Consider the following 23,957-nt stretch of genomic DNA (forward strand, 5'->3'; position numbering starts at 1 on the left):
AAATTTTACAAATTACGCGATTTCAATCCCTTCTTTGTAAGTCCGTCATGGTGATGCATTTTAAGAAGAGCCTCAACCTGAGCCATAGTATCAATATCAACACCGACCAAAATCAGCAACGAAGTACCGCCCATCAACATAGAAATTGACGCAGGGAACTTAAATAAAATTTGAATCAATGTAGGAAGCAAAGCAATTGCAGCAAGATACAGTGAACCAGGAAGAATCAGACGGTTCAAAACCTTCTGAAGATATTCCTCAGTCTTGTCAGTTCTGATTCCAGGAATGGAACCGCCGTTTTCACGGATATTCTTAGCGATTTCAGTGGGGTTCAGGGTTACCTGAGTGTAGAAGTATGCAAAGAATACAATCAACAACACTTCGATGAAATTATACCAAAAACCAAGTGGATTCAAAACTGCCGCAACCTTCATAAGCCATGTAGCTTTTGTTGAAAGACTGTTTGCAATCTGAAGAGGGAAAGTCAAGAATGCAGAAGCAAAAATGATTGGAATGACTCCCGACGGATTGATTTTAAAAGGAATGTAAGTGCTCTGTCCGCCATACATTTTGCGTCCAACAACACGCTTTGCGTAATGAACAGGAATTTTGCGTTCACCAGACTGCTCAAAAACAACAAGTCCGATAATAGCAAGAAACAGGAACACTGCAACAACAACGAAAACAACATTTATGTCTTCATTGCGTACACCTCTAATCAATTCATAGACAGCACTTGGAAGACGTGCGACGATACCAGCAAAGATAATCATTGAAATACCATTGCCAATACCACGCGCAGTAATCTGGTTGCCCATCCAAACTGTAATCATAGAACCTGTGGTTACAGTAAGAATAGCAAGAAGATTAAAATAGACCTTGTTATCGAAAATAATCGCTCCAGGAATCTGCTGGTTGATGGAATCAGCATAAACTGTAATGGCCATAGACTGAATCAGACAAACAATTATTGTTCCGACACGAGTCCAGCCCTGCACTTTCTGCTGACCGCCTTCTTCCTGCGCAATTCTCTTGAGCGATGGAAAAATAACAAGTGCGAGCTGCATGATAATCTGTGTAGAAATGTAAGGCATTACACCAAGCATGAACACAGAAAATCTTTCAAATGCACCACCCGCAAAAAAGTCCATGTAACTGGCAAACGCACTTTCTGCGCCACTAGCAAGATTGTCAAAATACTGCAAAAGCAATGTGGCATTGATGCCTGGAATAGTAAGAACACTTCCCAAGCGGAAAACAGCAAGAATGAGCAATGTAAAAAGAAGCTTTGAACGCAATTCTTTTACTTTGAACATATTTACAACTGGATTGTTTGCCATTTAGTCACTCCACGTTTATTTTGCTTTCGCAGACTTTTCAGCAATCACCTTTACTGATCCGCCAGCTTTTTCAATCTTTTCTTTGGCGCTTGCAGAAATTTTTTCAACTTCTACAGTGAGTTTCTTGGAAATTTCACCGTTTCCGAGAACTTTAATTCCGTCAACGATTTTTCCAACCAAACCTTTTTCCTTCAAAGATGTGCGGTTCACAGTTTCGCCGTCAGCAAATTTTGCCTCAAGGTCAACCAAATTGATGATTGCAAATTCCTTTTTAAAAGGTGAATTTGAAAATCCGCGCTGAGCAATACGACGATACAAAGGCATCTGTCCGCCCTCGAATCCAACGTATGGTGTTCCTTTTCCTGAGCGTGACTGCTGACCTTTGTTTCCTTTTCCAGCTGTTGTTCCAAGACCAGAAGAAGATCCGCGACCTACACGCTTAGGTTTTTTATTTGCACCCTCTGGTGCTCTTAAAGTAAAGTCAGCCATTAGTTAATTTCCTCTACTTTTACCAAGTGAGAAACTGCAGCAGCCATGCCTCTTATAGAAGCAGTGTCTTCATGTTCCACACTGGAATTGATTTTTTTAAGGCCAAGGCTACGAACAGTCGCTCTTTTTGCAGGCTTCTGTCCAATAACACTTCTAACAAGGGTAATACGTATCTTTGCCATAATCAGCCCCACATTTCCTTGAGAGTCTTTCCACGGCTCTGTGCTACAGCACGTGCGTCCATAAGATTTGCAACAGCGTCAAATGTGGCACGAACAACATTTACAGATGTGCGAGAACCCTGAGATTTTGAAATAACATCAGTTACTCCAGCCGCATCCAAAACTGCACGGACAGGACCACCGGCAATAATACCAGTACCTGGACAAGCCGGCTTAAGCAATACAGCAGAACTCTTGTACTTTCCAATCATCTCATGCGGAATTGTTCCGTTCTTGAGCGGAAGAGTAATAAGATTTGCTCTTGCTTTTTCAAGGCTCTTTCTGATAGCTTCGGTAACATCGTTAGCCTTACCAAATCCAAAGCCGATGCGTCCTTTCTTGTCGCCAACTACAGTCAATGCCGAAAAAGACATTCTGCGTCCACCTTTTACAGTTTTTGCAGTGCGGTTAAGCTTTACAAGTTTTTCTACAAATTCGTCAGCAGGCTTTTTTTCATAGTTTTTCTGGTGTTCCATAGCCTCTCCTAGAATACAATCCCGGCAGAGCGGGTAGCGTCAGCAAGGGCTTTTACAACACCATGATAAAGGTAACCGTTACGGTCAAACACTACTTTTGTAATGTTCTTTTCCTTGAGGCGTGAACCCAAAGCTTCTCCAAGTTTTGTTGCGCTTTCGACATTTGCCTTGAGCGTAATAAAATCCTTTTCAAGAGTTGAGATGGCGGCAAGAGTTCTGCCTTCATCATCATTAATTACCTGTGCATAAAGGTTACGGCCGCTTTTATACACTGTCAAGCGAGGGCGTTCTGCAGTTCCGTAAACAGACTTACGAATGTGAATCTTTCTATGCAGGCGCTTTCTGTTTTTATCACTAAGTTTCTTGAACATATCAATTCACCTTATTTTACGCCGGTCTTACCGACTTTACGTCTGATAACTTCGTTGTCATAGCGTATACCTTTTCCTTTGTAAGGCTCAGGCTTGCGCAATTTGCGAATCTGTGCGCTGAATTCACCAACCTGCTGCTTGTCAATTCCAGAAATTGTAAGTTTTCCGTCTTTGTCAGCAGTTACAGTAAGTCCTTCAGGAATAACAGCAACGAACTCAGAAGAATATCCGAGGTTCATTATAATTGTTTTTCCCTGAATTTCAGCACGATAACCAACACCTGTAATTATAAGTGTCTTAGAGAAGCCCTGTGTTACTCCCACAACCATGTTGTGAATGAGATTGCGGTACAAACCGTGGCATGCGCTTGCAGCCTTTGTCTCATTTACAGGATTAACAATAACTTCGGCGCCTTTTACTTCAACATTTACAAGACCGTTAATATCCTGCTTAAGCTCGCCCTTTGGACCTTTTACAGTAACCAAATTAGGAGCAACAGTAACAGTAACGCCTGCTGGAATAGCAACAGGAAGTTTTCCAATCTTAGATGCCATTTCTTCCTCCTATTACCATACTTTGCAAATCAACTCGCCGCCGACCATCTTTTCAGAAGCCTTTTTGCCAGTTGTAACACCGCTTGATGTTGAAACGATTAAAGTGCCGTATCCGTTGTAAACGCTAGGCAATTCTCTGTAGCCAGAATAAGCACGGCGGCCTGGTGTAGAAATTTTCTTCATGCCGTGAATAACTGACTTGTTGAAGTCGTCATATTTCAAGAAGATACGGATAATTGTGTGTCCGTTGTCATCCTGAACTTTCTTGAAATTCTTGATATATCCTTCTGTTTTAAGGATTTTTACAATTTCCAGTTTCATCTTAGAAGTAGGAACATCTACTTTTTCATGACCGGCTCTTGCCGCGTTCTGGACTTTTGCAAGCATATCTGCTATTGGGTCTGAAGCTGCCATTTCTATAATCTCCTGTCACTACCAAGATGATTTTGTGACGCCTGGTAAAAGGCCTTCACTTGCTAATTTGCGGAAGCAGATACGACAAATCTTAAACTTACGCAAATATCCATGTGGACGACCGCAAATCTGACACCTATTATATCTACGAGTAGCATATTTTGGTGTACGACTTGCCTTGATAATCATTGATTTCTTAGCCATGAACTTCTTCCTTATTTCCTAAACGGCATTCCAAACTTGGTCAACAGTGCGCGGGCCTCATTGTCTGTGCGTGCGCTTGTAACAATGCTGATGTTCATACCGGCAATCTTAACGATTTTATCGAAATCAATTTCCGGGAAGATAATCTGTTCTGTAATACCAAGAGAGAAATTTCCATGTCCATCAAAACCAGTAGCTTTGATTCCGCGGAAATCCTTTACACGAGGAAGAGCAACATTGATAAGACGATCGAGGAATTCATACATGATATTTCCACGAAGTGTTACCATTGCTCCTACTTCATTGCCTTCACGAAGTTTGAAGTTTGCAATACTTTTCTTAGCTCTTGTTTTAACAGCTTTCTGGCCGGTAATCTGAGTGAGATCTGTAACTGCAGCATCAAGAAGTTTCTTATTCGTGAGAGCTTCGCCAACACCCATGCTTACGACAACTTTTTTTACTGCCGGAATCTGCATTACGGATGTGTATCCGAGCTCCTTGAAGAGCTCTGGAGCGATTTTTTCCTTATAGACTTTCTTAAGCCGTGGTACGTAATTTTCCATTACAGTGCTTCTCCACACTTGCGGCAAACACGAGTTTTCTTGTCGCCATCAAGTTTATATCCTGCTCTGACAGGGCGTCCGCATTTTTTACATACGAGCGCTACATTTGATATGTCCAGAGGTGCTTCGATTTCAGCGATTCCGCCTGCATCCTGCTGGGACTTCCTCTTTATTGCTTTCTTTACAATATTGCAACCGCTTACAATAACACGTCCTTTGTTATTCTTTTCAAATACACGGACGATTGTTCCGCGCTTGCCTTTGTCTTTTCCAGCAATGATTTCAACGTTATCATTCTTATGGATCTTGTATTTATGCTGCATACTGTCCAAGCTCCTTAGAGAACTTCCGGAGCAAGGGATATGATCTTCATAAAGTCCATATCACGAAGCTCGCGAGCCACAGGTCCAAAAATACGTTTTCCCTTTGGATTCTTGTCCGCATCGATAAGAACGCAAGCGTTGTCATCAAAGCGGATATATGTTCCATCTGGACGGCGGTATTCTTTTGCCACACGGACAATTACAGCCTTCTGTACTGAACCTTCTTTAATTGTAGATGTAGGAATCGCTTCCTTTACAGCTACCACAACAATGTCACCAATACCTGCATAGCGGCGGTGTGAGCCACCTAAAACCTTAATGCACTGAACCAATTTAGCTCCGGAGTTATCGGCAACAACCATTTTTGATTGCATCTGAAGCATAGTCTTACTCCTGCCTTATTTGGCTCTCTCGATTATTGTATCGAGACGCCAGCATTTTTCTTTGCTGATCGGACTGCATTCTACGATGCGAACTGTATCTCCAATATGAGCCTCGTTCTTTTCATCGTGGGCCTTGCATTTCTTGGTCCGTGTAACATATTTTTTGTAAAGGCGGTCCATCTTTTTCTTATCAATAGAAACAACGATAGTCTTATCCATCTTGTCGCTAGTGACGATACCTACGAATGAACGTTTTGCACCTTTTTTCTGCACATTCTGTTCTTCCACGGGTCAGCTCCTAGTTTTTTGCAGCAATAGCTTCAGCAGCAGCCGCTCTGAATTTTGCCAGATCCTGCTGATGAATAAGCGTATTAAGGCGCGCAATTTCATGGCGCATTGTACGCTTCTGCATTGGATTATCTACATGTCCAATTACGCTCTGAAAGCGAAAGTCCATGTACTGTTTTTTAAGTTCATTGCGCTTTGCAACGAGTTCATCATAAGAAAGATCTTTATCCTTTTTTTTCTTCGAATCAGCCATTTCTTACTCCTTACTCGACTGTTGGGCGGAATGCCACTTTTGTTTTAATTGGAAGTTTGCTTGCAGCAAGATGCATTGCTTTTTCAGCAAGCTTTTTGTCTACTCCGCCAACTTCAAATAAAATCATACCTGGTTTAATAACAGCGGCCCAGAATTCAGGCGCGCCCTTACCTTTTCCCATACGAGTATCAGCCGGCTTCTTTGAAACAGGCTTGTCTGGGAAAACGCGTGTCCAAAGGTTACCCTGACGGTTAATGCAACGGTTAATGGCAACACGAGCAGCTTCAATATGTTTTGCATTCAACCAAACCGGCTCCATTGCAACAAGCGCTATATCACCAAAGTCAACATAGTTAGTGCGTGTAGCATTGCCTGTTGGACGACCACGCTGAACTTTGCGGTGCGCAACTCTTTTAGGACTAAGCATTTTCTACTTTTCCTCCCTCAGCTTTTGGGGAACGAGCAGACTTACGGTCGCCATTAGAGCGGTCACGACGAGGCTTTCTTACAATATCACCTGCATCTTCATTCTGCTCACGTCCGTAATTCATTCCGTTGTAGACCCATACTTTAATGCCGATCTTACCATAAGTAGTAAGAGCTTCATAAGTACCATAATCGATGTCAGCACGAAGAGTATGAAGAGGAACGCGTCCTTCCTTAAGCTCTTCTGAACGTGTCATGTCAGCTCCGCCAAGACGGCCAGAGATACGGATTTTTATACCCTGAGCTCCGCCCTTCATAGCATTTGAAGCAGACTGCTTGAGAGCCTTGCGGAAAGAACCACGGCCAGCAAGCTGACGGCCTACATTCTGCGCAATAAGAGAAGCGTTGATTTCAGGACGTTTGATTTCCTTAATCTTAATCTGAACTTTCTTTGTCAGCTGCTTCTGAATATCTGCGCTGATTTTTTCAATAGTAGCGCCTTTAACACCAATAATAACACCCGGGCGTGCTGTGTGAATTACAATAGTAACACGCTGCGGATGACGAACAATTTCAATTTCAGCAATATCTGCGTTCTTGCATTCAGGAAGAGATCCAACAAGCTTGCGGATTTTCATATCTTCCAAGAACAAGTCTGCATATTCACGAGAATCTGCATACCAACGAGACTGCCAAGTTTTGTTTACACCAAGGCGTAAACCGATAGGATTAACTTTCTGACCCACTTTATTTTCCCGCCTTTTCGTCAACTACAACAGTGATATGACACATCCGCTTCAAGAGCTGATCAGCACGTCCGCGTCCACGGAACCATACTCTTTTAAGTCTTGGACCTTCGTCAATACGAATTTCCTTAATGTAGAGCATATCTTCATCAAGTTGCTTATTCTTATTGAGAGCATTCGCTACTGCAGATTTTAATGTTCCGCTGATAAGACGAGCGCCTTTCTGCGGCATTACATCAAGAATAGCCATAGCTTCAGAGCAAGACTTTGTCTTTACAACATTAGCTACAGGACGAACCTTTGTAGGAGATGCAATGAGAAATTTAGTTGTGGCTACATAACCTTTCTTTTCAGCCATAATATCCACTCCTATTATTTACCAGCTGATTTGTCTGAACCGCCATGTCCCTTGAATGTGCGTGTTGCAGCAAACTCGCCAAGCTTGTGGCCTACCAAGTTTTCTGTAATGTACACAGGAATCCATGACTTACCGTTGTGCACTGAAATAGTATTTCCTACCATTTCAGGGATGATTGTTGAGCAGCGGGAATAAGTTTTAATCATTTTCTTATCAGCTGCTGATGCTTTGTTCATTTCTAAAACCTTTTTGTAAAGAGATTTCTCTATAAAAGGTCCTTTCTTAACTGATCTTGACACGATTAACTCCTACCCTACTTCTTGCGGCGACTAATAATGAAACGACTAGAAGTCTTTCTCTTATTGCGTGTTTTATAACCACGGCAAGGCTGTCCCCAAGGAGTAACAGGCTGATGTCCTTTTCCAGCGCCTTCACCACCACCAAGCGGATGATCAACAGGGTTCATTGCCATACCACGTACAGTCGGGCGAATACCACGCCATCTGTTGCGTCCAGCTTTACCAAGCTTAGTATTCATGCGGTCTTCATTTCCAACAATACCGATTGTTGCATAGCACTTTCTGTGAATACGGCGAAGCTCTCCTGAAGGAAGCTTTATAGTTACGTAATCACCTTCTTTTGCAGCAACAAGAGCTCCTGTTCCAGCTGAACGAACAAGCTGTCCGCCACGGCCAAGAGTAAGCTCAATATTGTGTACAGTGAATCCGATTGGAATAACATCCAGTGGAAGAGCATTAGCTACAGTAGGAGCTGCATTTTCACCAGACATAATTTTCTGTCCAACTGTAAGACCTTTTGGAGCAATGATGTAGCGTTTTTCACCATCAGCATAAGCAATCAAAGCAATGTTTGCACTGCGGAATGGATCATATTCAATTGTCTTTACAGTTCCAGGAATACCATGCTTATCGCGTCTAAAATCGATTTCACGGTATTTTCTTTTATGACCGCCGCCCTGATGACGTACAGAAATACGTCCGCCTGCGCCACGACCAGCTTTTGATTTGCGGCCATGAGTCAAGCTCTTTTCGGGTTTATCGGCTGTCAATTCTTCGCGAACCAAGTCAACACGGCCGCGTGTACCTTTTGAATAAGGCTTGTATATCTTAAGAGCCATATGGTTCCCCTTACTTACAGTTCAAAGGCTTAAACACCTTCAAACACCTTGATTGTTTCGCCAGCGGCAAGCTTTACGATTGCTTTTTTGTAGCCAGCAGTTCTTCCAGGTCTTCCGCGAAGACGCTTGATTTTTCCTTTTACATTGATAGTTTTGCAGTCTTCAACATTTACATTAAAAAGCTTGCGTACAGCTTCTTTAATCTGAAACTTTGTAGCTGCAGGATCAACAATAAAAGTATATTTATTCTGTTCACGGAGTGCTGTTGCTTTTTCAGAAAGAACAGGTTTAATAAGAACATCATTGAATGTCATTATTTTGCCTCCTTGTCTTCAGCATAGAAATCAGAAAGATTTTTTGCAGCACCTTCAAGCATGATGATTTTTCTTCCGTAGAAGAGATCATGCGCACGAAGACGGTTGTAAGAGAGGAAATAAACATTCGGAAGGTTTCTTCCTGCCTGCTTGATTTTTGCATCGTCATCTTTAAGGAGAATAACAGTGCGCTCGTCTTTTACAAAATTCTTAAGGATTTTTACCAAGTCCTTTGTCTTTCCGCTTTCAATAGTAAAATCTTCAACAACAGTAAGTCTGTCTGCCTGAGCCTGAAGACTCAAGATAGACTTCATTGCGAGACGTTTTTCTTTCTTTGGAATTGCATAGCTGTAATCACGTGGTTTCGGTCCAAAAATTGTACCACCGCCAACTGTAATTGGAGATTTTTTATCACCACGACGTGCATTACCAGTTCCCTTCTGCTTGTAAGGCTTAGCATTGCTGCCATGAACTTCTGCACGTGTTTTTGTACATGCTGTTCCAACACGTTTATTTGCTAATTCGTTAGTGATGGCATAGTAAATAACATCTTCGTTAATTGGAAGTCCGAAAATTTTGTCATCAAGATTGATAGTCCTGAGTTCTTTGCCATCGATTGAATAGACTTTCTTTTCCATACTATTCCTCGACCTTATTTCTTAACCGCAGCCTTAACGATAAGAGTACAGTTTCTTACACCAGGAACTGCACCACGAACCATCAAAACATTGAGCTCAGGGTCAACTTTCACAACCTTGAGGTTTTGTACTGTAACGCGATCAAACCCCATGCGGCCAGGCATCTTAACATTTTTAAGACAATGTCCCGGAGTTGTACAGCATCCAGTGCCGCCAGCTTCACGATGGAATTTTGAACCGTGTGTAGCACGTCCGCCGTGGAAGCCCCATCTCTTCATTACACCCTGAAAACCTTTACCCTTTGAGGTAGCAGTTACGTCGATGAAACGAACCTTTTCAAACAATTCTACACCAATCTGGTCGCCAACTTTAACTTCACCTTCAAAGTCTCTGAATTCTTTAAGATGACGCTTTGGTGTAATGTTCTCTGGAAACTGCTTTGCGTATGGCTTTGTAATCTTGTGAGGCTTCAAATCCTCAAGTCCAAGGACAACAGCTTCATAGCCGCACTTTTCCTGTGTCTTTGTAGCAACAACAGTGTTTGGCTCGACGCGGATCACGGTTACTGGTGTCAGATTGCCGTTTTCATCGAAAACCTGTGTCATTCCTACTTTTTTTGCTATCAGACCTTTCATCTGAATCTCCTAAACTTGGCCGCCATCCCCGATCCAAGGGGACCGTTACCTTTATTTTACAGAAACCGAATTCTATTCCGATTACTGCTTAATTTCTACATCAACACCTGCTGGAAGTTCAAGTTTCATCAAAGAATCCATTACTTCTGAACTCGGTTCAAAAATGTCAATAAGGCGTTTGTGAGTTCTCATTTCAAACTGTTCACGTGACTTCTTGTTAACGAAAGGTGAACGGAGAACTGTAACTTTATTGATTCTTGTTGGAAGCGGAATTGGTCCTGAAACCTTTGCTCCTGCCTTCTGAACCTGCTGCACGATGTCTTTTGCGCTCTGATCGATAAGAGCTACGTCAAAAGCACGAAGTCTTACACGAATCTTGCCATTTGCCATGATATTCTCCAAATAGGGCAGAAAGCTAAGCCTTCTGCCCTTCAATAACTATTCGATAATCTTTGTTACCTGTCCAGAAGCGATTGTGCGTCCACCTTCACGGATAGCAAGCTTAAGACCTTCATCCATAGCGATTGGGTGAATAAGTTCACCGATAATCTTAACATTGTCGCCAGGTTTTACCATGTCTGTTCCTGGTTCAAGCTCAACAGTACCAGTAATGTCTGTTGTTCTGAAGTAGAACTGTGGGCGATAACCTGTAAAGAACGGGCTGTGGCGTCCACCTTCTTCCTTTGAAAGAACGTAAATCTGAGCCTCGAACTTTGTGTGTGGGTGAATGCTTCCTGGAGCAGCAAGAACCTGTCCACGAATAACATCTTTCTTTTCAACACCACGAAGAAGAATACCAGCATTGTCACCAGCCATACCTTCGTTAAGAGTCTTGTTGAACATTTCGATTCCAGTTACAGTAGAAGACTGTGTTGGGCGGATACCAACGATTTCAACAGCGTCACCCATGTGGATAACACCACGCTCGATACGACCAGTAACAACAGTACCACGTCCTGTGATTGTGAAGATATCTTCAATTGGCATAAGGAATGGCTTCTGATCATCGCGAACTGGATCATCAAACCATGTGTCCATAGCTGTAAGAAGCTCTTCAATGCATTTTGTGTTTTCTGGATTGTCAGATTCATTCAAAGCCTTGAATGCAGATCCCTGGATAATTGGTGTATCCTCAGAGAAGCCGTATCCTTTGAGAGTTTCTTTTACTTCATCAACAACGAGCATAAGAAGATCTGGATCATCAACAAGGTCAACTTTGTTAAGAAATACAATAATCTTTGGTACGCCAACCTGACGAGCAAGAAGAAGGTGCTCTTTTGTCTGTGGCATAACTGAATCTGGAGCAGAAACAACGAGGATAGCTCCATCCATCTGAGCAGCACCAGTAATCATGTTCTTGATGTAGTCAGCATGTCCTGGGCAGTCAATATGTGCATAGTGACGCTTGTCAGACTGATACTCAAGGTGGCGGCTGTTGATAGTGATACCACGAGCCTTTTCCTCTGGCGCATTGTCGATTTCATCGTACTTCAAGAGCTTATCACCGTATTTTTTTGCACAATAAGCAGTGATAGCAGCAGAAAGTGTAGTCTTACCATGGTCAACGTGACCGATAGTACCAACGTTCATGTGAGGTTTAGTTCTGTTGAACTCTTCCTTTGCCATGATTTTCTCCTTGCCTTGCAGTGTTTTACTGCGGCATTATGTTGTATTTTATGTGTTGCACTTTAAGCCAGAAAATATGCCTCTTAAAAAGCAGACAATATTTTCGCATACACACTTGACCAATTTAACTAGGACGATTCTATACGTGAATGGACAACATCAAAAATTCTGTTTCATCTATTCGAAGCAGCTGGCCTTTTCCACCTAGCATCATCCGGGCTGACGATTGGTTTGGAATTCAGAACCTTTTTTAGCTGAAACAAAACTGCGGGAGCAATTCTTTCAGCCAGTCAGAAGCCTGAACACGCAACCATTTGTATAGAAAGTTTCAACGAAACTTTCTGCACATTCAGGGTGTGAAACTCTACAGCCGCACTGCGGAAGTTTTACGATTTTCACCAGACAGTTTTAACTGTCCGTCCGACTATCAAACACTCTGTCTGCAAAAATGCAGAATACGCCTTATAAAGGCATAAATGTTCTGTATTTATATACTTTTTTCAAAAAAAAATCAAGAGGCTAAAAACTTTTATTTAGAAAATAATTGAAAATATCTGATTTAAGACGAATTTCAATAAAAATCGTAATTTTGTCACTTTTATAAATATATAAAAAAACCGCCTTGGAAAACCAAAGCGGCTGTTCTGAACAAGCAAGAACTACCAGCGGTAATGAGCAAAAGCCTTGTTTGCTTCTGCCATTTTGTGTGTATCTTCCTTCTTCTTATAAGCAGAACCTGTGTTGTTGAAAGCATCAAAGATTTCAGCGGCAAGAGTTTCTGCCATTCCGTGTCCGTTGCGTGAACGGGCAGCGTTAATCATCCATCTCATTCCAAGAGCTTCGCGGCGTGCGTCACGAATTTCAATAGGAACCTGATATGTAGCTCCACCAACGCGGCGGCTTTTTACTTCCACCATTGGCTTTACATTTTCCAAAGCCTTAAGGAATACTTCAAGTGGATCCTTGTCAGTCTTTGTCTTCAATTTGTCCAAAGCATCATAAACGATTTTCTGACAAATCTGTTTTTTTCCATCAAGCATCATGCGTGTTACGAATTTTGAAATAACTACGCTGTTGTATCTTTCGTCTGGCATAACCGGACGGTTAACTGATTTCTTATGTCTTCCCATAGTATTAACCTCCTATTATGCCTTTGGTTTTTTAGCACCGTATTTTGAACGGGCTCTTTTGCGTCCATCAACACCAAGAGTATCTTTTGTACCGCGGATAATGTGGTAGCGTACACCAGGAAGATCCTTTACACGTCCACCGCGAACAAGTACAACTGAGTGTTCCTGCAAGTTATGTCCAATTCCTGGAATATATGCAGTAACTTCGATTCCGTTGCTCAAGCGAACACGGGCAATCTTACGAAGAGCCGAGTTCGGTTTTTTTGGAGTCATTGTCATAACACGTGTGCAAACACCGCGTTTCTGCGGGCAAGACTGAAGTGCGGGGGCCTTAGTTCTTTTTGCAGAAGACTGACGTCCTTTACGAATTAATTGGTTTATTGTAGGCATCGCCTATTCTCCTATATTATTGCCGAGCAGCACCTCGGACAGAATAACAAAATAAGTATCTAATTCTACAGAATTCAAACTATTTTCGTCAAGGGAATTTTGCCAAAGCCGCCAGAAAAAGTTGAATTTTCCTAGCGACTGGCAATTTTTAATCCTCGTCCGATGCGGAATCCATAGCCGGAACAACAGCAGCTTCTTCGGCTTCCTTCATTTCAAGCATACGCTGCTCAAGAATTTCCTTCACCTTGGCATCCAAGTCAGCACTTGAATTGTCTGAAAGTTTTACATTGTTGTACTGGCGGATTCCTGTACCAGCAGGAATTCTGTGTCCGATAATAATATTTTCCTTAAGACCATGAAGATTATCCACAGAACCTGCAATTGCAGCGTTTGTAAGAACACGGGTTGTTTCCTGGAACGAACAAGCCGAAATGAATGAATCAGCAGCAAGAGCGGCTTTTGTAATTCCCTGGAACATAGGGCACGCAACAGCTGGCTGTCCGCCTTCCGCAACAACTCTGTCGTTTTCTTCACGGAATGTGTACTTGTCAACCTGCTGACCGTAGATAAATCTTGTGTCGCCAACTTTGATGATTTCGACTTTTTTAAGCATCTGGCGGATAATAGTTCCGATGTGCTTATCGTTAATATCTACGCCCTGAGCGCGGTAAACAGACTGAATTTCATCCATAAGGAAGTTCTGAAGACGGTCTTCGCCAAGAACAGAAAGAACATCGTGTGCGTCTACTGCTCCATCGCAAAGTTTTTCTCCGGCTTCAACCTTATCGCCATCACGAACAAGGAGACGCTTAACCATAGGAACAAGGTGGCTGTGCTCCTTTCCGTATTCGTCAACAACGATAACTGTTCTTTTTCCTTTTACAATCTTGTCAAATTTTACAGTTCCAGTAATCTTTGCTATTACAGCAGGATTCTTTGGTTTGCGTGCTTCGAAAAGCTCAGAAACGCGAGGAAGACCAAGAGTAATGTCGTTTGCCTTTGCAGCGTCTTTAGCCATTTTTGCAAGAGTTGTTCCAGCTTCAACCTTTCCCTTGTCCTTGATGTCGTTGCTCAAAATAGCTCCAACCGGCATGTGGTAACTTCCAAGCTCGTTTCCATCTTCATCCGTAATAATAATACGAGGCTGCTTTACATCAAGATGAAGATCAGAAATACGGCGTTCAACAGCTCCAGTCTGAATATCAGTCTTTGTTTCAAGAGTTACGCCGTCAATGATGTCTTCATAATGAATGTAGCCAGAAACTTCCGCAATAATCGGCTCGCTATAAGGATCGAACTCTCCTACAGGCTCGCCAGCTTTTGCAATGCACGAAGCTTCTGTGAATTTTGCATATACAGTCGAACCGTTGGAAATTTCAACTTTCTGGTCATTGCTTGTAAGATAAACAACATTGTCTCTTATGATAATGCGGCCAGAATCAGAAGCAAGAACTTCCTGTCCTTTGTGTTTCAAAATCGGATTATCCTTGCGGACATAAGCGCCGTCTTCAACAAGAACTTCATCGGAAGAATCAAAAGCATAGGACTTGAACAGCTTTGTAACAATCATTGAGCCACGGCGTGTAAAGAGCCAGTCGCCATTTTTTGCAACAACATGAGTTCCTTCAAGGCTTTTGATATAAACATCGTATTTCATTGCGATGTGGTTATCTTTCTGTCCACCTTCCGCAGCACCACCGGTATGGAATGTACGAAGTGTAAGCTGTGTACCAGGCTGACCAATTGACTGAGCCGCAATAGTTCCAACTGCTTCACCGATTTCAACAATCTTGTTGCGGGCAAGGTCTTTTCCGTAGCATTTTACACAAATTCCGTGTTTGCTTTCACAAGTGAGAACTGTGCGCAGCTTAACTTTTTCAACTCCAGCCTTGTCAATTTTTTCAGCAAGACTTTCATCTATATACTGGTTTACATCGCAAAGAAGCTCGCCGGAAACAGGGTCGATTACGCGCTCGATTGTATAATGGCCTGCAATGCGTTTTGCCAAAGGAACTGTAACAGTGTCTCCGTCCTTTATTGCAGAATAGTCAATTCCGTTGATTGTTCCGCAGTCTTCTTCATTTACAACAACATCCTGGGCAACATCTACAAGGCGGCGTGTCATGTAACCGGCATCAGCAGTCTTCAAAGCTGTATCAGACAAACCTTTGCGCGCACCGTTTGTTGAAATAAAGAACTCAATAACTGAAAGTCCTTCCTTAAAGTTTGCACGGATTGGAAGCTCAATGATGTCTCCGTTAGGCTTCTGCATAAGTCCACGCATTGCCGCAAGCTGGGAAATCTGCTTTTTAGAACCACGGGCACCGGATGTAGCCATCATATAGATAGTATTGAATCCGTCTTTATGCTTTGCAAGGTTGTCCATCATGAGGTTTGTAAGCTTTTCGTTTGTGTTTTCCCAAACTGTAACAGACTTGTTGTAGCGTTCATCGGCTGTAATAGCACCGCTGTTCCACTGTCCAACAATTTTTTCAACTTCCTTGTTTGCTTCTGCAACCATAGCCTCTTTTTCTTCCGGAACAAGAATGTCGTCCATTGAAAGAGTTGCGCCATAGAATGTAGCGTTTTTGTATCCGCAAGCCTTGATTGCATCAAGCATCTGAATTGTAAGCCAGCCACGGTCAATAGCGTAAAGACTCGGAAGAATTTTTCTGAGCTTGTATTCTTCAAGCGGAGTTTCTCTATTGTAGATTTTATCAATCTGTTTTCTGAGGGAAGCGTCTTCAATAACTTTATCCAATGTTTCCGCATCAAAAGTTTCAAACTGATATTTTTCTTCAATAAGACTCTTTATACGCTTGTCGCTTGTCTGCTCGTTGTGGTAAACGCTTTCAATCATCTTCTTGAGTTTTTTGTCGCCGAGCTGCTCGTTGTAAAAGTCAACTTCGTCCGGCATTGACTCATTGAAAGCCATGCGGCCTGCTGATGTAAGAATGTACTTGCTGTCAGGCTCTTTGTCGTTGTTTACGCACTTATTGAGAATATTTTTGTGAACCTTGATTTCCGCTTGCCATTCAATTGCTCCGCTAGAAGCCGCAAGACGAACTTCATCTGCGCTAGAGAAGAATTTTCCTGTGCCCTTTGCATTCGGCTTTATAGAAGTCATGTAGTAAATTCCCAAAACCATGTCCTGAGAAGGAGCTACAATAGTGTTTCCGTTTGCCGGGTCAAGAAGGTTGCGGGCAGAAAGCATAAGTGTCCAGCATTCCATTTGAGCTGCCTGAGTAAGAGGCACGTGGATTGCCATCTGGTCTCCATCGAAGTCGGCGTTAAATGCTTTACAAGCCAAAGGATGAAGCTTCAATGCTTTTCCAGGAACAAGGACTGGTTCAAATGCCTGAATTCCCAAACGGTGCAAAGTAGGAGCACGGTTAAGCATTACAGGATGCTCACGGACTACTTCATCAAGAATTGCAAAAACTTCTGTGGATTCACTTTCTACAAGTGAACGAGCCTTTTTAATATTAAATACAACGCCCTTGTCAACAAGTTTCTTCATTATAAACGGCTTGAAAAGTTCCAATGCCATTTTTTCAGGAAGACCGCACTGCCAAAGCTTAAGCTCAGGTCCAACAACAATTACAGAACGTCCAGAGTAATCAACACGTTTTCCAAGCAAATTCTGGCGGAAACGTCCCTGCTTTCCTTTAAGCATATCGCTGATTGATTTAAGCGGACGGTTTGCGGCGCCTTTTAGAACACGCTGTTTGCGCTTAGAATTGTCAAACAATGAATCAACCGCTTCCTGAAGCATGCGTTTTTCGTTGCGGATAATAATGTCCGGCGCAGACAAAGACTGAAGCTTCTTTAAACGGTTGTTGCGGTTAATAACACGGCGATAAAGGTCATTCAAGTCGGAAGTTGCAAAGCGTCCTCCGTCAAGCTGAACCATAGGACGCAAATCCGGCGGAATAACCGGAATAACATCCAAAATCATCCAAGACGCTTTGTTTTCTGAAGTGCGGAAATTCTCTACAATTTCAATTCTCTTCAAAAGACGCTTATCGCTCTTTGGACCTTTTTCAATCATTTTTGCACGAAGTTCAGCAGCAAGAGCGTCAAGGTCAAGGTTTTCAAGTAAAGTCTTTATTGCCTCTGCTCCCATTCCTGCTGTAAATGCGCCGCCATAACGTTCCTGCGCTTCAAGATATTCATCTTCTGTCAAAAGCTGATTTTTCTTTAAATCCGTGTCGCCCGGCTCAATTACAATGTACTTTTCATAGTAAAGAATTGAGCGGAGAGCTGCCACCTGCAAATCAAGCAAAAGTCCCATGCGGCTAGGAACTGAATGATAATACCAAATGTGGCTAACAGGAGCCGCCAAGTCAATGTGTCCAGTGCGCTCACGGCGGACTTTAAAGTGTGTAACTTCAACTCCACAGCGGTCGCAGACAACGCCTTTATAGCGGATTGACTTGAATTTTCCGCAGTAGCATTCCCATTCTTTTGTTGTACCAAAGATACGCTCGCAGAAAAGACCGTCCCTCTCCGGGCGAAGAGTGCGGTAATTTATAGTTTCCGGCTTTTTTACTTCACCGTAAGACCATGAACGGATATTTTCCGGGGAAGCAAGTTTAATTTTAAGGCTTGTGAAATCCTGAATATCACGCATTTTCGTTCTCCTTGTCAAAACCAGCGCCTACTTTGTCAATAAGCTCCTGATCACGTTCAGTAAGGGCAATCTGCTTGCCTTTGTCATCATAAATAGTAAAGTCCAACGCAAGTCCACGAAGTTCCTGAACCAAAACATTGAATGATTCCGGCACTCCAATTGGAGCAGTTGGCTCACCCTTGACAATCGACTCATAAACTTTAGAACGTCCGTTCATATCATCAGATTTGATTGTCATCATTTCCTGCAATGTATTTGCAGCGCCATAAGCCTCAAGTGCCCAAACTTCCATTTCTCCAAGACGCTGACCACCAAACTGGGCTTTTCCTCCCAATGGCTGCTGTGTAACAAGAGAATAAGGACCTGTTGAACGAGCGTGCATCTTGTCGTCAACCAAGTGGTGAAGCTTCATAAAGTATATAACACCAACGAAGATTGGGTTCAGGAAAGGCTCGCCTGTAAATCCGTCGTGCACAATCTGCTTACAGTCCGGCGAAAGTCCAGCCTGAACAAGTTTTTCTGCAATCTGCTCCTGACTAGGTGTCTGGAACGCAGGCGAATTGTACCATTCATTCAAAACAAGACCGGCTCTTCCAAGCTCAGATTCCATAATCTGTCCAATATTCATGCGCGAAGGAACACCAAGAGGGTTCAAGCAAACATCGAGCGGAGTTCCATCCTCAAGGTAAGGCATATCCTCAACAGGAAGAATGCGTGCAACAACACCTTTGTTTCCGTGGCGTCCGGCCATCTTATCACCAACAACAAGCTTGCGTTTGTCTGCGATAATAACTTTTACCTGCTCATCTACGCCAGGCTGAAGCTCATCGCCTTCACTTCTCTTAAGACGCTGAATGTCAATTACAACGCCCTGAACTCCATGAGGAAGTTTAAGTGAAGAGTCGCGGACTTCTTTTGCCTTTTCACCGAAAATAGAATTCAAAAGCTTGAATTCCGGTGTAGTTTCAGTTTCGCTTTTTGGAGTAACTTTTCCAACAAGAATATCTCCGGAGCGGACTTTTGCGCCGATGCGGACAATTCCTTCAGAGTCGAGATTGTCAAGAATCTTTTCTGAAGTGTTTGGAATGTCGCGTGTAATGCGCTCTGGTCCAAGTTTTGTTTCGCGGATTTCAGTCTGGAACTCGTGGATATGAACAGAAGTATACATATCCTCTTTTACAACGCGCTGACTGATCAAAACAGCATCCTCGTAGTTGTATCCATTCCACGGAACAAATCCAACAAGAATATTGCGTCCCAATGCAAGCTCGCCGTTGAAAGTAGCAGGACCGTCTGCGATGACTCCGCCAACTTCAACGTGCTCGCCAACCTGAACTGTAGGACGCTGATGATTTACAGTATCGCTGTTTGTCTTCTGATATTTGAGCAACGGATATTCATCAAATACATCGCCTTTGACTCCATCCGGCTTAATTTTAATAAGATCGCTTTCAACCCATTTTACAGTTCCAGCACGGCGGGCTTTTGTAAGAACTCCAGAATCGTAAGCTGTCTTCTGCTCCATTCCAGTACCAACATGAGGAGGCTCCGGGAACAAAAGCGGAACAGCCTGACGCTGCATGTTACAACCCATCAACGCGCGGTTAGCATCGTCATGCTCAAGGAACGGAACAAGAGAAGCTGAAACAGAAATTACCTGGCGCGGTGAAACGTCCATATACTGAATGTCTTTTGGAGAACGGCTTGTGTAATCTCCACGGTGGCGGCAAGAAACCAAGTCTGTAGGGAACGAACCGTCAGCCTTCATTCCTTCTGTAACCTGACCAACATAGTATTTATCTTCATCCATTGGATCAAGATATTCAACTTCATTAGTCGCCTTTCCATTTACAACTTTGCGGTAAGGCTCTTCAAGGAATCCATATTCATTTACGCGGGTAAAAATAGCAAGAGAAACAATAAGACCGATATTCGGACCTTCAGGAGTTTCAATAGGACACATTCGTCCATAATGAGTATAGTGAACGTCGCGAACTTCAAAGCCTGCTCTGTCACGTGAAAGACCGCCCGGTCCCAATGCGTTAAGACGGCGTTTATGAGTAAGTTCTGCAAGCGGATTACACTGATCCATGAACTGAGAAAGCTGGCTTGAACCAAAAAACTCACGGATAGAAGAAATGATCGGCTTTATAGAAATCAAGTCGCCTGGCTTAAGAGTTTCTGTTTCCTTTAAGTTCATGCGGTCCTTTGCAATACGCTCCATGCGTGCAAAAGCTGTCTTGAACTGGTTTGTAAGAAGCTCGCCAACAGAACGAACACGGCGGCGTCCCAAGTGGTCAATATCATCGAGAGGTTCATCGCCAATGTAAACTTCTATAAGATGCTTCATTGTGTTGATGATGTCTTCCTTTGTAAGAGTTACATCTTCAACTGGCTCTTTATAGTCAAATTTTTTATTAAGCTTGTAGCGTCCAACACGTCCCAAGTCGTAGCGGCGGACACTAAAGAACATAGTTGTAAGGTCGCGTTCTGCAGCCTCAACAGTAATCGGCTCGCCCGGCATCAATACAGCGTAAACTTTTGAAAGGCACTCTTCCTTTGTAGGCTCATCCGCTGTAGAAGAACCTTCCTTGGAGAATACAATTTCTTCACGCTCAAAGCAGTTCACAATCATTTCGCTGTCCAAAGAGGGATTTTTTTCCTCTTTGTCGTCAGGGCGTTTTTTCATGTTGAACTTTATTACATTTATTTCCTTGATTCCGTTTGCAACAAGGTCATCAATATCATGCGGATGAAGCTTGTCTCCTGCTCGGAACAACTTTTTTTCTTCACCGGTTTCTTCATCTTTTATGATTACTGGTTTTCCAAGAACTCTTCCTGAAAGCTCGTCACGTTTTTCTGCATCTGAAGGAATTTTTACATCTTCCGTAACATAGAAGCAATTTATAATTTCTTCACGTGTCGAATATCCAAGCGCGCGGAGAAAAATTGTTCCCAAGATTTTTTTCTTGCGGTCAATTTTTGCGTAAATAAGTTCTTTTTTCTGGTCGATTTCAAATTCAAGCCAAGAACCGCGGTAAGGAATTATGCGGCTAGACAAAACGCCCTTGTCGCGCTGAAAAATAACTCCAGGCGAACGGTGAATCTGGCTTACAACAACGCGTTCTGCTCCATTGATAACGAAAGTTCCCCTGTCTGTCATAAGAGGAACATCGCCCATGTAAATATCTTTTTGGAGAATAGCTCCAGTTTCTTTAAAATTAAGATTGATGCGGGCTTTTAAAGGAACTGCATAAGAAACACCTTTTTTCTTGCATTCCTGTTCAGTGAATTTCATGCCATCGTAGTCAAGCTCATAAAATTCATATTCAAGCGACATATCACCAGCCGGACTTTCAATAGGGAAAGTTGAAGTGAAAACTTCCTGAAGTCCTTGATTTAAAAGCGGCTCACCTTTTTCAATTCTGTCTTTTTGAATGAATTCTTCATAGGAAGAAAGCTGAATGTCGATAAGATTAGGAAGCTCCATGAAATCCTGGATGTCTTTTCCTATGTACTGGCGAACAATTTTCTTGCTCTTTGCGAACATCAAATACCTCTTTAGGGGTTATGAACTGGTACGCCCAAACCGCTACAAGCAAAGACTTTGCTCAGCACGAGAAAAAGCGCCCTATCGGAAATCTCTGTCCCGGCAGATTTGTTTTTATTTTCAAGCCAACCTGCAGGCTCTTTTGACAACAAAAGCCTCAGGAAAAGGAAAACCTTTCCCTGAAGCTAGAGTTCAAGTTTTATAAATATCTTGAAGAAAAACAATCAAGCATCTGCCAGATTATTTCTTGCTAACTTTTCCACCAGCAGCAGTGATGTCTGCGATAAGCTTGTCAGCATCAGCCTTAGATACTCCCTCTTTAACAACCTGTGGAGCACCAGTAACGATTGCCATTGCTTCTTTAAGACCAAGACCTGTTGCAGCCTTAACAGCCTTAATAACATCCATCTTCTTTGCTGGATCAATAGATTCAAGAGTAACAGTAAATTCTGTCTGCTCTTCTTCAGCTGCCGCTGCTGGACCTGCTGCTACTGCTACAGGTGCTGCTGCAGAAACACCGAATTTTTCTTCCATTGCTTTTACGAGATCAGCTGCCTGCTGAACTGTCATGTTTGCAATTGCTTCAAGAATTTCATCATTTGTAAGAGCTGCCATATTGTCTTCTCCGTAATCAAATATGATTAGTAATTTCCGTGCAGATAAAAACAAACTGTTTCTAAACCCTGCATCGGTTTGTCTGCGGACAGTCGACAGCTATGAAGCCTGACCGCAGGGAAAAATTCCGCTCTGGGCATCGCAAAAAGCATTTGCCCTACTGAATTTACTCAGCTGCTGGAGCTGGAGCCGCTTCGGCTGCTGGAGCCTCTGCCGCAGGAGCTGCCTCTTCCGCTTTTGGAGCTGCAGAAGCCGGACCTTCTTTTTCCAGTTTTTCAACATATGCTTGCAATGTTCCGGCAAGTTTTCTTGCAGGTCCATTGATTGCAGACATAAGCATTGCGATAAGCTGTTTCTTTCCAGGGAGTTTTGCAAACGCCTCGATTTTTGCAGCATCATAAAGCTCGTCTTCTACCCATGCGCCTTTTACAACGAGAGCTGGAGCTTCTTTTGCAAAGTCAAACAAAACTTTTGCAGATTCATTAGCCTCTTCCTTGATCATGGCAATAGCCGTTGGTCCAGAAAGATACTGAGCAACTGCATCATTCTTCATTTCGTCAAAAGCTACACGCGCAAAGTTATTCTTGATAACCTTGAACTGTGAATTCTTTTCGCGCAAAGAATGGCGGAGCTTTGAAATCTGCTCAACAGTAAGTCCTCTGTATTCAACAAAGATAAAATCTTTATATTCACTAAGAACTTTCTTTGCTTCTTCAATAGCCTGTGCTTTGCTAGGCTGAATCTTTTTTGCCAAAATAGCCATTATTCTGCCTCCTTAAAGTCAATCCAAACGCCAGGTCCCATTGAAGAACTGATTGAAACAGAACGTACAAATCCAATTTTTGCATCAGCTGGCTTTTTGCGCTCAAGTTCTGTGAGGAAAACTTTTACGTTTTCAGCTGTGTCTTTTGAATCCATAGAAACTTTTCCAACAGGAATATGAACAACACCAGTCTTGTCTGCGCGGAATTCTGTACGTCCTTTTTTAAGTTCAGCGACAGCCTGCGCAATGTTTGGTGTTACAGTTCCTGTCTTAGGGTTAGGCATAAGACCTTTGCGTCCCAAAACCATACCAAGACGACCAACGTCTTTCATCATGTCTGGAGTAGCAACAGCAACATCAAAATCAAGCCAGCCGCCCTTTACTTTCTCAATGTACTCTGTACCTGCATAAGTTGCACCTGCATCAAGAGCTTCTTTTACACGGTCATCTTTACAGAAAACAAGAACGCGTTTTTCAGCAGTAAACTGATGCGGGAATACAAGAGTATCGCGTACAGTCTGGTTTTTTTCCAGTTTAAGGGAAACTGAAAGCTCAACTGTTTCATCGAACTTTACATAGTGAAGATCTTTTACAAGCTGGCAAGCTTCTGAAATTCCATAAGCCTTTGCCGGATCATATTTCTTCAATGATTCGCGGTATTTCTTTCCGTGCTTCATTATTCAGCCTCCACTTCTACGCCCATACTGCGAGCAGTACCAGCGATGATTTTCTTAGCAGCCTCAATGTCGTTTGCATTAAGATCAGGAAGTTTCTGTTTTGCAATTTCTTCAAGAGACGCCTTTGAAAGTTTTCCAACCTTGTTACGAAGCGGGTTTCCAGAGCCTTTCTGGATTCCAACAGCCTTCTTAATAAGAACAGCTGCAGGAGGAGTCTTGAGAATAAATGTGTAAGATTTGTCCTGATAGACAGTGATGACTACAGGGATAATAAGTCCCTTTTCCATGCTCTTTGTGCGGTCATTGAATTCCTGAACGAACTTAGGCGCAGAAACTCCGTGAGGTCCAAGAGCCGGTCCAATAGGTGGAGCTGGTGTAGCAGCGCCGGCAGGGCACTGAAGTTTAATAACAGCTGTAACCTTCTTTGTGGCCATAATGT

General features: G+C 42.8%; 31 protein-coding genes. All 31 read right to left on the bottom strand.

Annotated features, from left to right (window positions below):
* Nucleotides 1-5: 5 nt before the first annotated feature.
* Complete coding sequence (secY, locus tag B4C08_RS01695; protein ID WP_013702548.1) at nucleotides 6-1,340, bottom strand: preprotein translocase subunit SecY; 1,335 nt, start codon at nucleotides 1,338-1,340, stop codon at nucleotides 6-8.
* A 15-nt stretch (nucleotides 1,341-1,355) separates the two neighbouring features.
* A complete protein-coding gene (rplO, locus tag B4C08_RS01700) occupies nucleotides 1,356-1,829 on the bottom strand; it encodes a 50S ribosomal protein L15 (protein WP_294014524.1) in 474 nt (157 codons plus the stop codon).
* Nucleotides 1,829-2,011 carry a 50S ribosomal protein L30 gene (gene rpmD, locus B4C08_RS01705; RefSeq protein WP_013702550.1) on the bottom strand — a complete coding sequence of 61 codons (183 nt, stop codon included), beginning with the start codon at nucleotides 2,009-2,011 and terminating at the stop codon, nucleotides 1,829-1,831. Before rpmD ends, rplO begins: the two co-directional genes overlap by 1 nt.
* A 2-nt stretch (nucleotides 2,012-2,013) precedes the next feature.
* Entirely contained in the window at nucleotides 2,014-2,526 is a 513-nt protein-coding gene (gene rpsE, locus B4C08_RS01710) for a 30S ribosomal protein S5 (protein ID WP_013702551.1), read from the bottom strand.
* Nucleotides 2,527-2,534: 8 nt separating this feature from the next.
* A complete protein-coding gene (gene rplR / locus B4C08_RS01715) occupies nucleotides 2,535-2,897 on the bottom strand; it encodes a 50S ribosomal protein L18 (RefSeq protein ID WP_013702552.1) in 363 nt (120 codons plus the stop codon).
* A gap of 11 nt (nucleotides 2,898-2,908) precedes the next feature.
* The gene (gene rplF, locus B4C08_RS01720; protein ID WP_296662299.1) at nucleotides 2,909-3,451 is read right to left on the bottom strand and encodes a 50S ribosomal protein L6; all 543 of its coding nucleotides are present in this window, start codon (nucleotides 3,449-3,451) and stop codon (nucleotides 2,909-2,911) included.
* 12 nt (nucleotides 3,452-3,463) lie between these two features.
* Complete coding sequence (gene rpsH, locus B4C08_RS01725; protein WP_295795674.1) at nucleotides 3,464-3,865, bottom strand: 30S ribosomal protein S8; 402 nt, start codon at nucleotides 3,863-3,865, stop codon at nucleotides 3,464-3,466.
* A gap of 18 nt (nucleotides 3,866-3,883) precedes the next feature.
* A complete protein-coding gene (locus B4C08_RS01730) occupies nucleotides 3,884-4,069 on the bottom strand; it encodes a type Z 30S ribosomal protein S14 (RefSeq protein ID WP_294014533.1) in 186 nt (61 codons plus the stop codon).
* 11 nt (nucleotides 4,070-4,080) lie between these two features.
* Nucleotides 4,081-4,632: a 50S ribosomal protein L5 gene (gene rplE, locus B4C08_RS01735; RefSeq protein WP_013702556.1), complete on the bottom strand. Its 552-nt coding sequence runs from the start codon at nucleotides 4,630-4,632 to the stop codon at nucleotides 4,081-4,083.
* A complete protein-coding gene (rplX, locus tag B4C08_RS01740; protein ID WP_013702557.1) occupies nucleotides 4,632-4,955 on the bottom strand; it encodes a 50S ribosomal protein L24 in 324 nt (107 codons plus the stop codon). Before rplX ends, rplE begins: the two co-directional genes overlap by 1 nt.
* Nucleotides 4,956-4,969: 14 nt before the next feature.
* Entirely contained in the window at nucleotides 4,970-5,338 is a 369-nt protein-coding gene (gene rplN, locus B4C08_RS01745) for a 50S ribosomal protein L14 (protein WP_294014536.1), read from the bottom strand.
* 15 nt (nucleotides 5,339-5,353) lie between these two features.
* Nucleotides 5,354-5,626: a 30S ribosomal protein S17 gene (rpsQ, locus tag B4C08_RS01750; RefSeq protein ID WP_013702559.1), complete on the bottom strand. Its 273-nt coding sequence runs from the start codon at nucleotides 5,624-5,626 to the stop codon at nucleotides 5,354-5,356.
* Nucleotides 5,627-5,636: 10 nt separating this feature from the next.
* Complete coding sequence (gene rpmC, locus B4C08_RS01755; protein WP_013702560.1) at nucleotides 5,637-5,879, bottom strand: 50S ribosomal protein L29; 243 nt, start codon at nucleotides 5,877-5,879, stop codon at nucleotides 5,637-5,639.
* Nucleotides 5,880-5,889: 10 nt separating this feature from the next.
* A complete protein-coding gene (rplP, locus tag B4C08_RS01760; protein ID WP_013702561.1) occupies nucleotides 5,890-6,306 on the bottom strand; it encodes a 50S ribosomal protein L16 in 417 nt (138 codons plus the stop codon).
* Nucleotides 6,299-7,051, bottom strand: coding sequence for a 30S ribosomal protein S3 (gene rpsC / locus B4C08_RS01765; RefSeq protein WP_013702562.1), 753 nt, complete (start codon nucleotides 7,049-7,051; stop codon nucleotides 6,299-6,301). The genes rplP and rpsC overlap by 8 nt, the downstream gene beginning before the upstream one ends.
* Nucleotide 7,052: 1 nt before the next feature.
* The gene (gene rplV, locus B4C08_RS01770; RefSeq protein ID WP_013702563.1) at nucleotides 7,053-7,409 is read right to left on the bottom strand and encodes a 50S ribosomal protein L22; all 357 of its coding nucleotides are present in this window, start codon (nucleotides 7,407-7,409) and stop codon (nucleotides 7,053-7,055) included.
* Between the two features lie 14 nt (nucleotides 7,410-7,423).
* Nucleotides 7,424-7,708: a 30S ribosomal protein S19 gene (gene rpsS / locus B4C08_RS01775; protein WP_013702564.1), complete on the bottom strand. Its 285-nt coding sequence runs from the start codon at nucleotides 7,706-7,708 to the stop codon at nucleotides 7,424-7,426.
* Nucleotides 7,709-7,722: 14 nt separating this feature from the next.
* Nucleotides 7,723-8,547: a 50S ribosomal protein L2 gene (rplB, locus tag B4C08_RS01780; RefSeq protein ID WP_013702565.1), complete on the bottom strand. Its 825-nt coding sequence runs from the start codon at nucleotides 8,545-8,547 to the stop codon at nucleotides 7,723-7,725.
* Nucleotides 8,548-8,576: 29 nt separating this feature from the next.
* Complete coding sequence (locus tag B4C08_RS01785) at nucleotides 8,577-8,861, bottom strand: 50S ribosomal protein L23 (RefSeq protein ID WP_013702566.1); 285 nt, start codon at nucleotides 8,859-8,861, stop codon at nucleotides 8,577-8,579.
* On the bottom strand, nucleotides 8,861-9,499 hold the full coding sequence (gene rplD / locus B4C08_RS01790; RefSeq protein ID WP_277078684.1) for a 50S ribosomal protein L4: 639 nt from the start codon (nucleotides 9,497-9,499) through the stop codon (nucleotides 8,861-8,863). Before rplD ends, B4C08_RS01785 begins: the two co-directional genes overlap by 1 nt.
* Nucleotides 9,500-9,513: 14 nt before the next feature.
* Nucleotides 9,514-10,134, bottom strand: coding sequence for a 50S ribosomal protein L3 (gene rplC / locus B4C08_RS01795; RefSeq protein WP_013702568.1), 621 nt, complete (start codon nucleotides 10,132-10,134; stop codon nucleotides 9,514-9,516).
* A gap of 81 nt (nucleotides 10,135-10,215) precedes the next feature.
* Nucleotides 10,216-10,524, bottom strand: a complete 309-nt coding sequence (gene rpsJ, locus B4C08_RS01800; protein WP_013702569.1) for a 30S ribosomal protein S10 — start codon at nucleotides 10,522-10,524, stop codon at nucleotides 10,216-10,218.
* A 48-nt stretch (nucleotides 10,525-10,572) separates the two neighbouring features.
* Nucleotides 10,573-11,760, bottom strand: a complete 1,188-nt coding sequence (gene tuf, locus B4C08_RS01805; RefSeq protein WP_013702570.1) for an elongation factor Tu — start codon at nucleotides 11,758-11,760, stop codon at nucleotides 10,573-10,575.
* Between the two features lie 659 nt (nucleotides 11,761-12,419).
* Nucleotides 12,420-12,890, bottom strand: coding sequence for a 30S ribosomal protein S7 (rpsG, locus tag B4C08_RS01810; RefSeq protein WP_277299596.1), 471 nt, complete (start codon nucleotides 12,888-12,890; stop codon nucleotides 12,420-12,422).
* A 15-nt stretch (nucleotides 12,891-12,905) separates the two neighbouring features.
* On the bottom strand, nucleotides 12,906-13,280 hold the full coding sequence (gene rpsL, locus B4C08_RS01815) for a 30S ribosomal protein S12 (RefSeq protein ID WP_013702572.1): 375 nt from the start codon (nucleotides 13,278-13,280) through the stop codon (nucleotides 12,906-12,908).
* A gap of 148 nt (nucleotides 13,281-13,428) precedes the next feature.
* The gene (rpoC, locus tag B4C08_RS01820; RefSeq protein WP_296662303.1) at nucleotides 13,429-17,913 is read right to left on the bottom strand and encodes a DNA-directed RNA polymerase subunit beta'; all 4,485 of its coding nucleotides are present in this window, start codon (nucleotides 17,911-17,913) and stop codon (nucleotides 13,429-13,431) included.
* Nucleotides 17,906-21,463 carry a DNA-directed RNA polymerase subunit beta gene (gene rpoB, locus B4C08_RS01825; RefSeq protein WP_296662305.1) on the bottom strand — a complete coding sequence of 1,186 codons (3,558 nt, stop codon included), beginning with the start codon at nucleotides 21,461-21,463 and terminating at the stop codon, nucleotides 17,906-17,908. The genes rpoC and rpoB overlap by 8 nt, the downstream gene beginning before the upstream one ends.
* A gap of 240 nt (nucleotides 21,464-21,703) precedes the next feature.
* A complete protein-coding gene (gene rplL / locus B4C08_RS01830; RefSeq protein ID WP_013702575.1) occupies nucleotides 21,704-22,078 on the bottom strand; it encodes a 50S ribosomal protein L7/L12 in 375 nt (124 codons plus the stop codon).
* 166 nt (nucleotides 22,079-22,244) lie between these two features.
* A complete protein-coding gene (gene rplJ / locus B4C08_RS01835) occupies nucleotides 22,245-22,841 on the bottom strand; it encodes a 50S ribosomal protein L10 (protein ID WP_273353404.1) in 597 nt (198 codons plus the stop codon).
* Entirely contained in the window at nucleotides 22,841-23,518 is a 678-nt protein-coding gene (rplA, locus tag B4C08_RS01840) for a 50S ribosomal protein L1 (protein ID WP_294014553.1), read from the bottom strand. The genes rplJ and rplA overlap by 1 nt, the downstream gene beginning before the upstream one ends.
* Nucleotides 23,518-23,952, bottom strand: a complete 435-nt coding sequence (rplK, locus tag B4C08_RS01845; RefSeq protein ID WP_013702578.1) for a 50S ribosomal protein L11 — start codon at nucleotides 23,950-23,952, stop codon at nucleotides 23,518-23,520. Before rplK ends, rplA begins: the two co-directional genes overlap by 1 nt.
* Nucleotides 23,953-23,957 lie beyond the last annotated feature (5 nt).

This window comes from Treponema sp. UBA753 (genome assembly GCF_002297325.1).
In the GTDB taxonomy this organism is placed as follows: Bacteria; Spirochaetota; Spirochaetia; order Treponematales; family Treponemataceae; genus Treponema_D.

What these genes read in the sequence shown, in the direction of transcription:
- rpsL (WP_013702572.1), bottom strand. Translation starts at nt 13,280, where the DNA reads ATGCCTACAATAAACCAATTAATTCGTAAAGGACGTCAGTCTTCTGCA.
- rpoC (WP_296662303.1), bottom strand. Translation starts at nt 17,913, where the DNA reads ATGCGTGATATTCAGGATTTCACAAGCCTTAAAATTAAACTTGCTTCC.
- rplN (WP_294014536.1), bottom strand. Translation starts at nt 5,338, where the DNA reads ATGCTTCAGATGCAATCAAAAATGGTTGTTGCCGATAACTCCGGAGCT.
- B4C08_RS01730 (WP_294014533.1), bottom strand. Translation starts at nt 4,069, where the DNA reads ATGGCTAAGAAATCAATGATTATCAAGGCAAGTCGTACACCAAAATAT.
- rplC (WP_013702568.1), bottom strand. Translation starts at nt 10,134, where the DNA reads ATGAAAGGTCTGATAGCAAAAAAAGTAGGAATGACACAGGTTTTCGAT.
- secY (WP_013702548.1), bottom strand. Translation starts at nt 1,340, where the DNA reads ATGGCAAACAATCCAGTTGTAAATATGTTCAAAGTAAAAGAATTGCGT.
- rplV (WP_013702563.1), bottom strand. Translation starts at nt 7,409, where the DNA reads ATGGCTGAAAAGAAAGGTTATGTAGCCACAACTAAATTTCTCATTGCA.
- rplB (WP_013702565.1), bottom strand. Translation starts at nt 8,547, where the DNA reads ATGGCTCTTAAGATATACAAGCCTTATTCAAAAGGTACACGCGGCCGT.
- rpsH (WP_295795674.1), bottom strand. Translation starts at nt 3,865, where the DNA reads ATGGCAGCTTCAGACCCAATAGCAGATATGCTTGCAAAAGTCCAGAAC.
- rpsE (WP_013702551.1), bottom strand. Translation starts at nt 2,526, where the DNA reads ATGGAACACCAGAAAAACTATGAAAAAAAGCCTGCTGACGAATTTGTA.
- rplK (WP_013702578.1), bottom strand. Translation starts at nt 23,952, where the DNA reads ATGGCCACAAAGAAGGTTACAGCTGTTATTAAACTTCAGTGCCCTGCC.
- B4C08_RS01785 (WP_013702566.1), bottom strand. Translation starts at nt 8,861, where the DNA reads ATGACATTCAATGATGTTCTTATTAAACCTGTTCTTTCTGAAAAAGCA.
- rplR (WP_013702552.1), bottom strand. Translation starts at nt 2,897, where the DNA reads ATGTTCAAGAAACTTAGTGATAAAAACAGAAAGCGCCTGCATAGAAAG.
- rpsJ (WP_013702569.1), bottom strand. Translation starts at nt 10,524, where the DNA reads ATGGCAAATGGCAAGATTCGTGTAAGACTTCGTGCTTTTGACGTAGCT.
- rplX (WP_013702557.1), bottom strand. Translation starts at nt 4,955, where the DNA reads ATGCAGCATAAATACAAGATCCATAAGAATGATAACGTTGAAATCATT.
- rplD (WP_277078684.1), bottom strand. Translation starts at nt 9,499, where the DNA reads ATGGAAAAGAAAGTCTATTCAATCGATGGCAAAGAACTCAGGACTATC.
- rplA (WP_294014553.1), bottom strand. Translation starts at nt 23,518, where the DNA reads ATGAAGCACGGAAAGAAATACCGCGAATCATTGAAGAAATATGATCCG.
- rpmC (WP_013702560.1), bottom strand. Translation starts at nt 5,879, where the DNA reads ATGGCTGATTCGAAGAAAAAAAAGGATAAAGATCTTTCTTATGATGAA.
- rpmD (WP_013702550.1), bottom strand. Translation starts at nt 2,011, where the DNA reads ATGGCAAAGATACGTATTACCCTTGTTAGAAGTGTTATTGGACAGAAG.
- rpsG (WP_277299596.1), bottom strand. Translation starts at nt 12,890, where the DNA reads ATGGGAAGACATAAGAAATCAGTTAACCGTCCGGTTATGCCAGACGAA.
- rplF (WP_296662299.1), bottom strand. Translation starts at nt 3,451, where the DNA reads ATGGCATCTAAGATTGGAAAACTTCCTGTTGCTATTCCAGCAGGCGTT.
- rplO (WP_294014524.1), bottom strand. Translation starts at nt 1,829, where the DNA reads ATGGCTGACTTTACTTTAAGAGCACCAGAGGGTGCAAATAAAAAACCT.
- rplP (WP_013702561.1), bottom strand. Translation starts at nt 6,306, where the DNA reads ATGCTTAGTCCTAAAAGAGTTGCGCACCGCAAAGTTCAGCGTGGTCGT.
- tuf (WP_013702570.1), bottom strand. Translation starts at nt 11,760, where the DNA reads ATGGCAAAGGAAGAGTTCAACAGAACTAAACCTCACATGAACGTTGGT.
- rplL (WP_013702575.1), bottom strand. Translation starts at nt 22,078, where the DNA reads ATGGCAGCTCTTACAAATGATGAAATTCTTGAAGCAATTGCAAACATG.
- rplE (WP_013702556.1), bottom strand. Translation starts at nt 4,632, where the DNA reads ATGGAAAATTACGTACCACGGCTTAAGAAAGTCTATAAGGAAAAAATC.
- rpoB (WP_296662305.1), bottom strand. Translation starts at nt 21,463, where the DNA reads ATGTTCGCAAAGAGCAAGAAAATTGTTCGCCAGTACATAGGAAAAGAC.
- rplJ (WP_273353404.1), bottom strand. Translation starts at nt 22,841, where the DNA reads ATGGCTATTTTGGCAAAAAAGATTCAGCCTAGCAAAGCACAGGCTATT.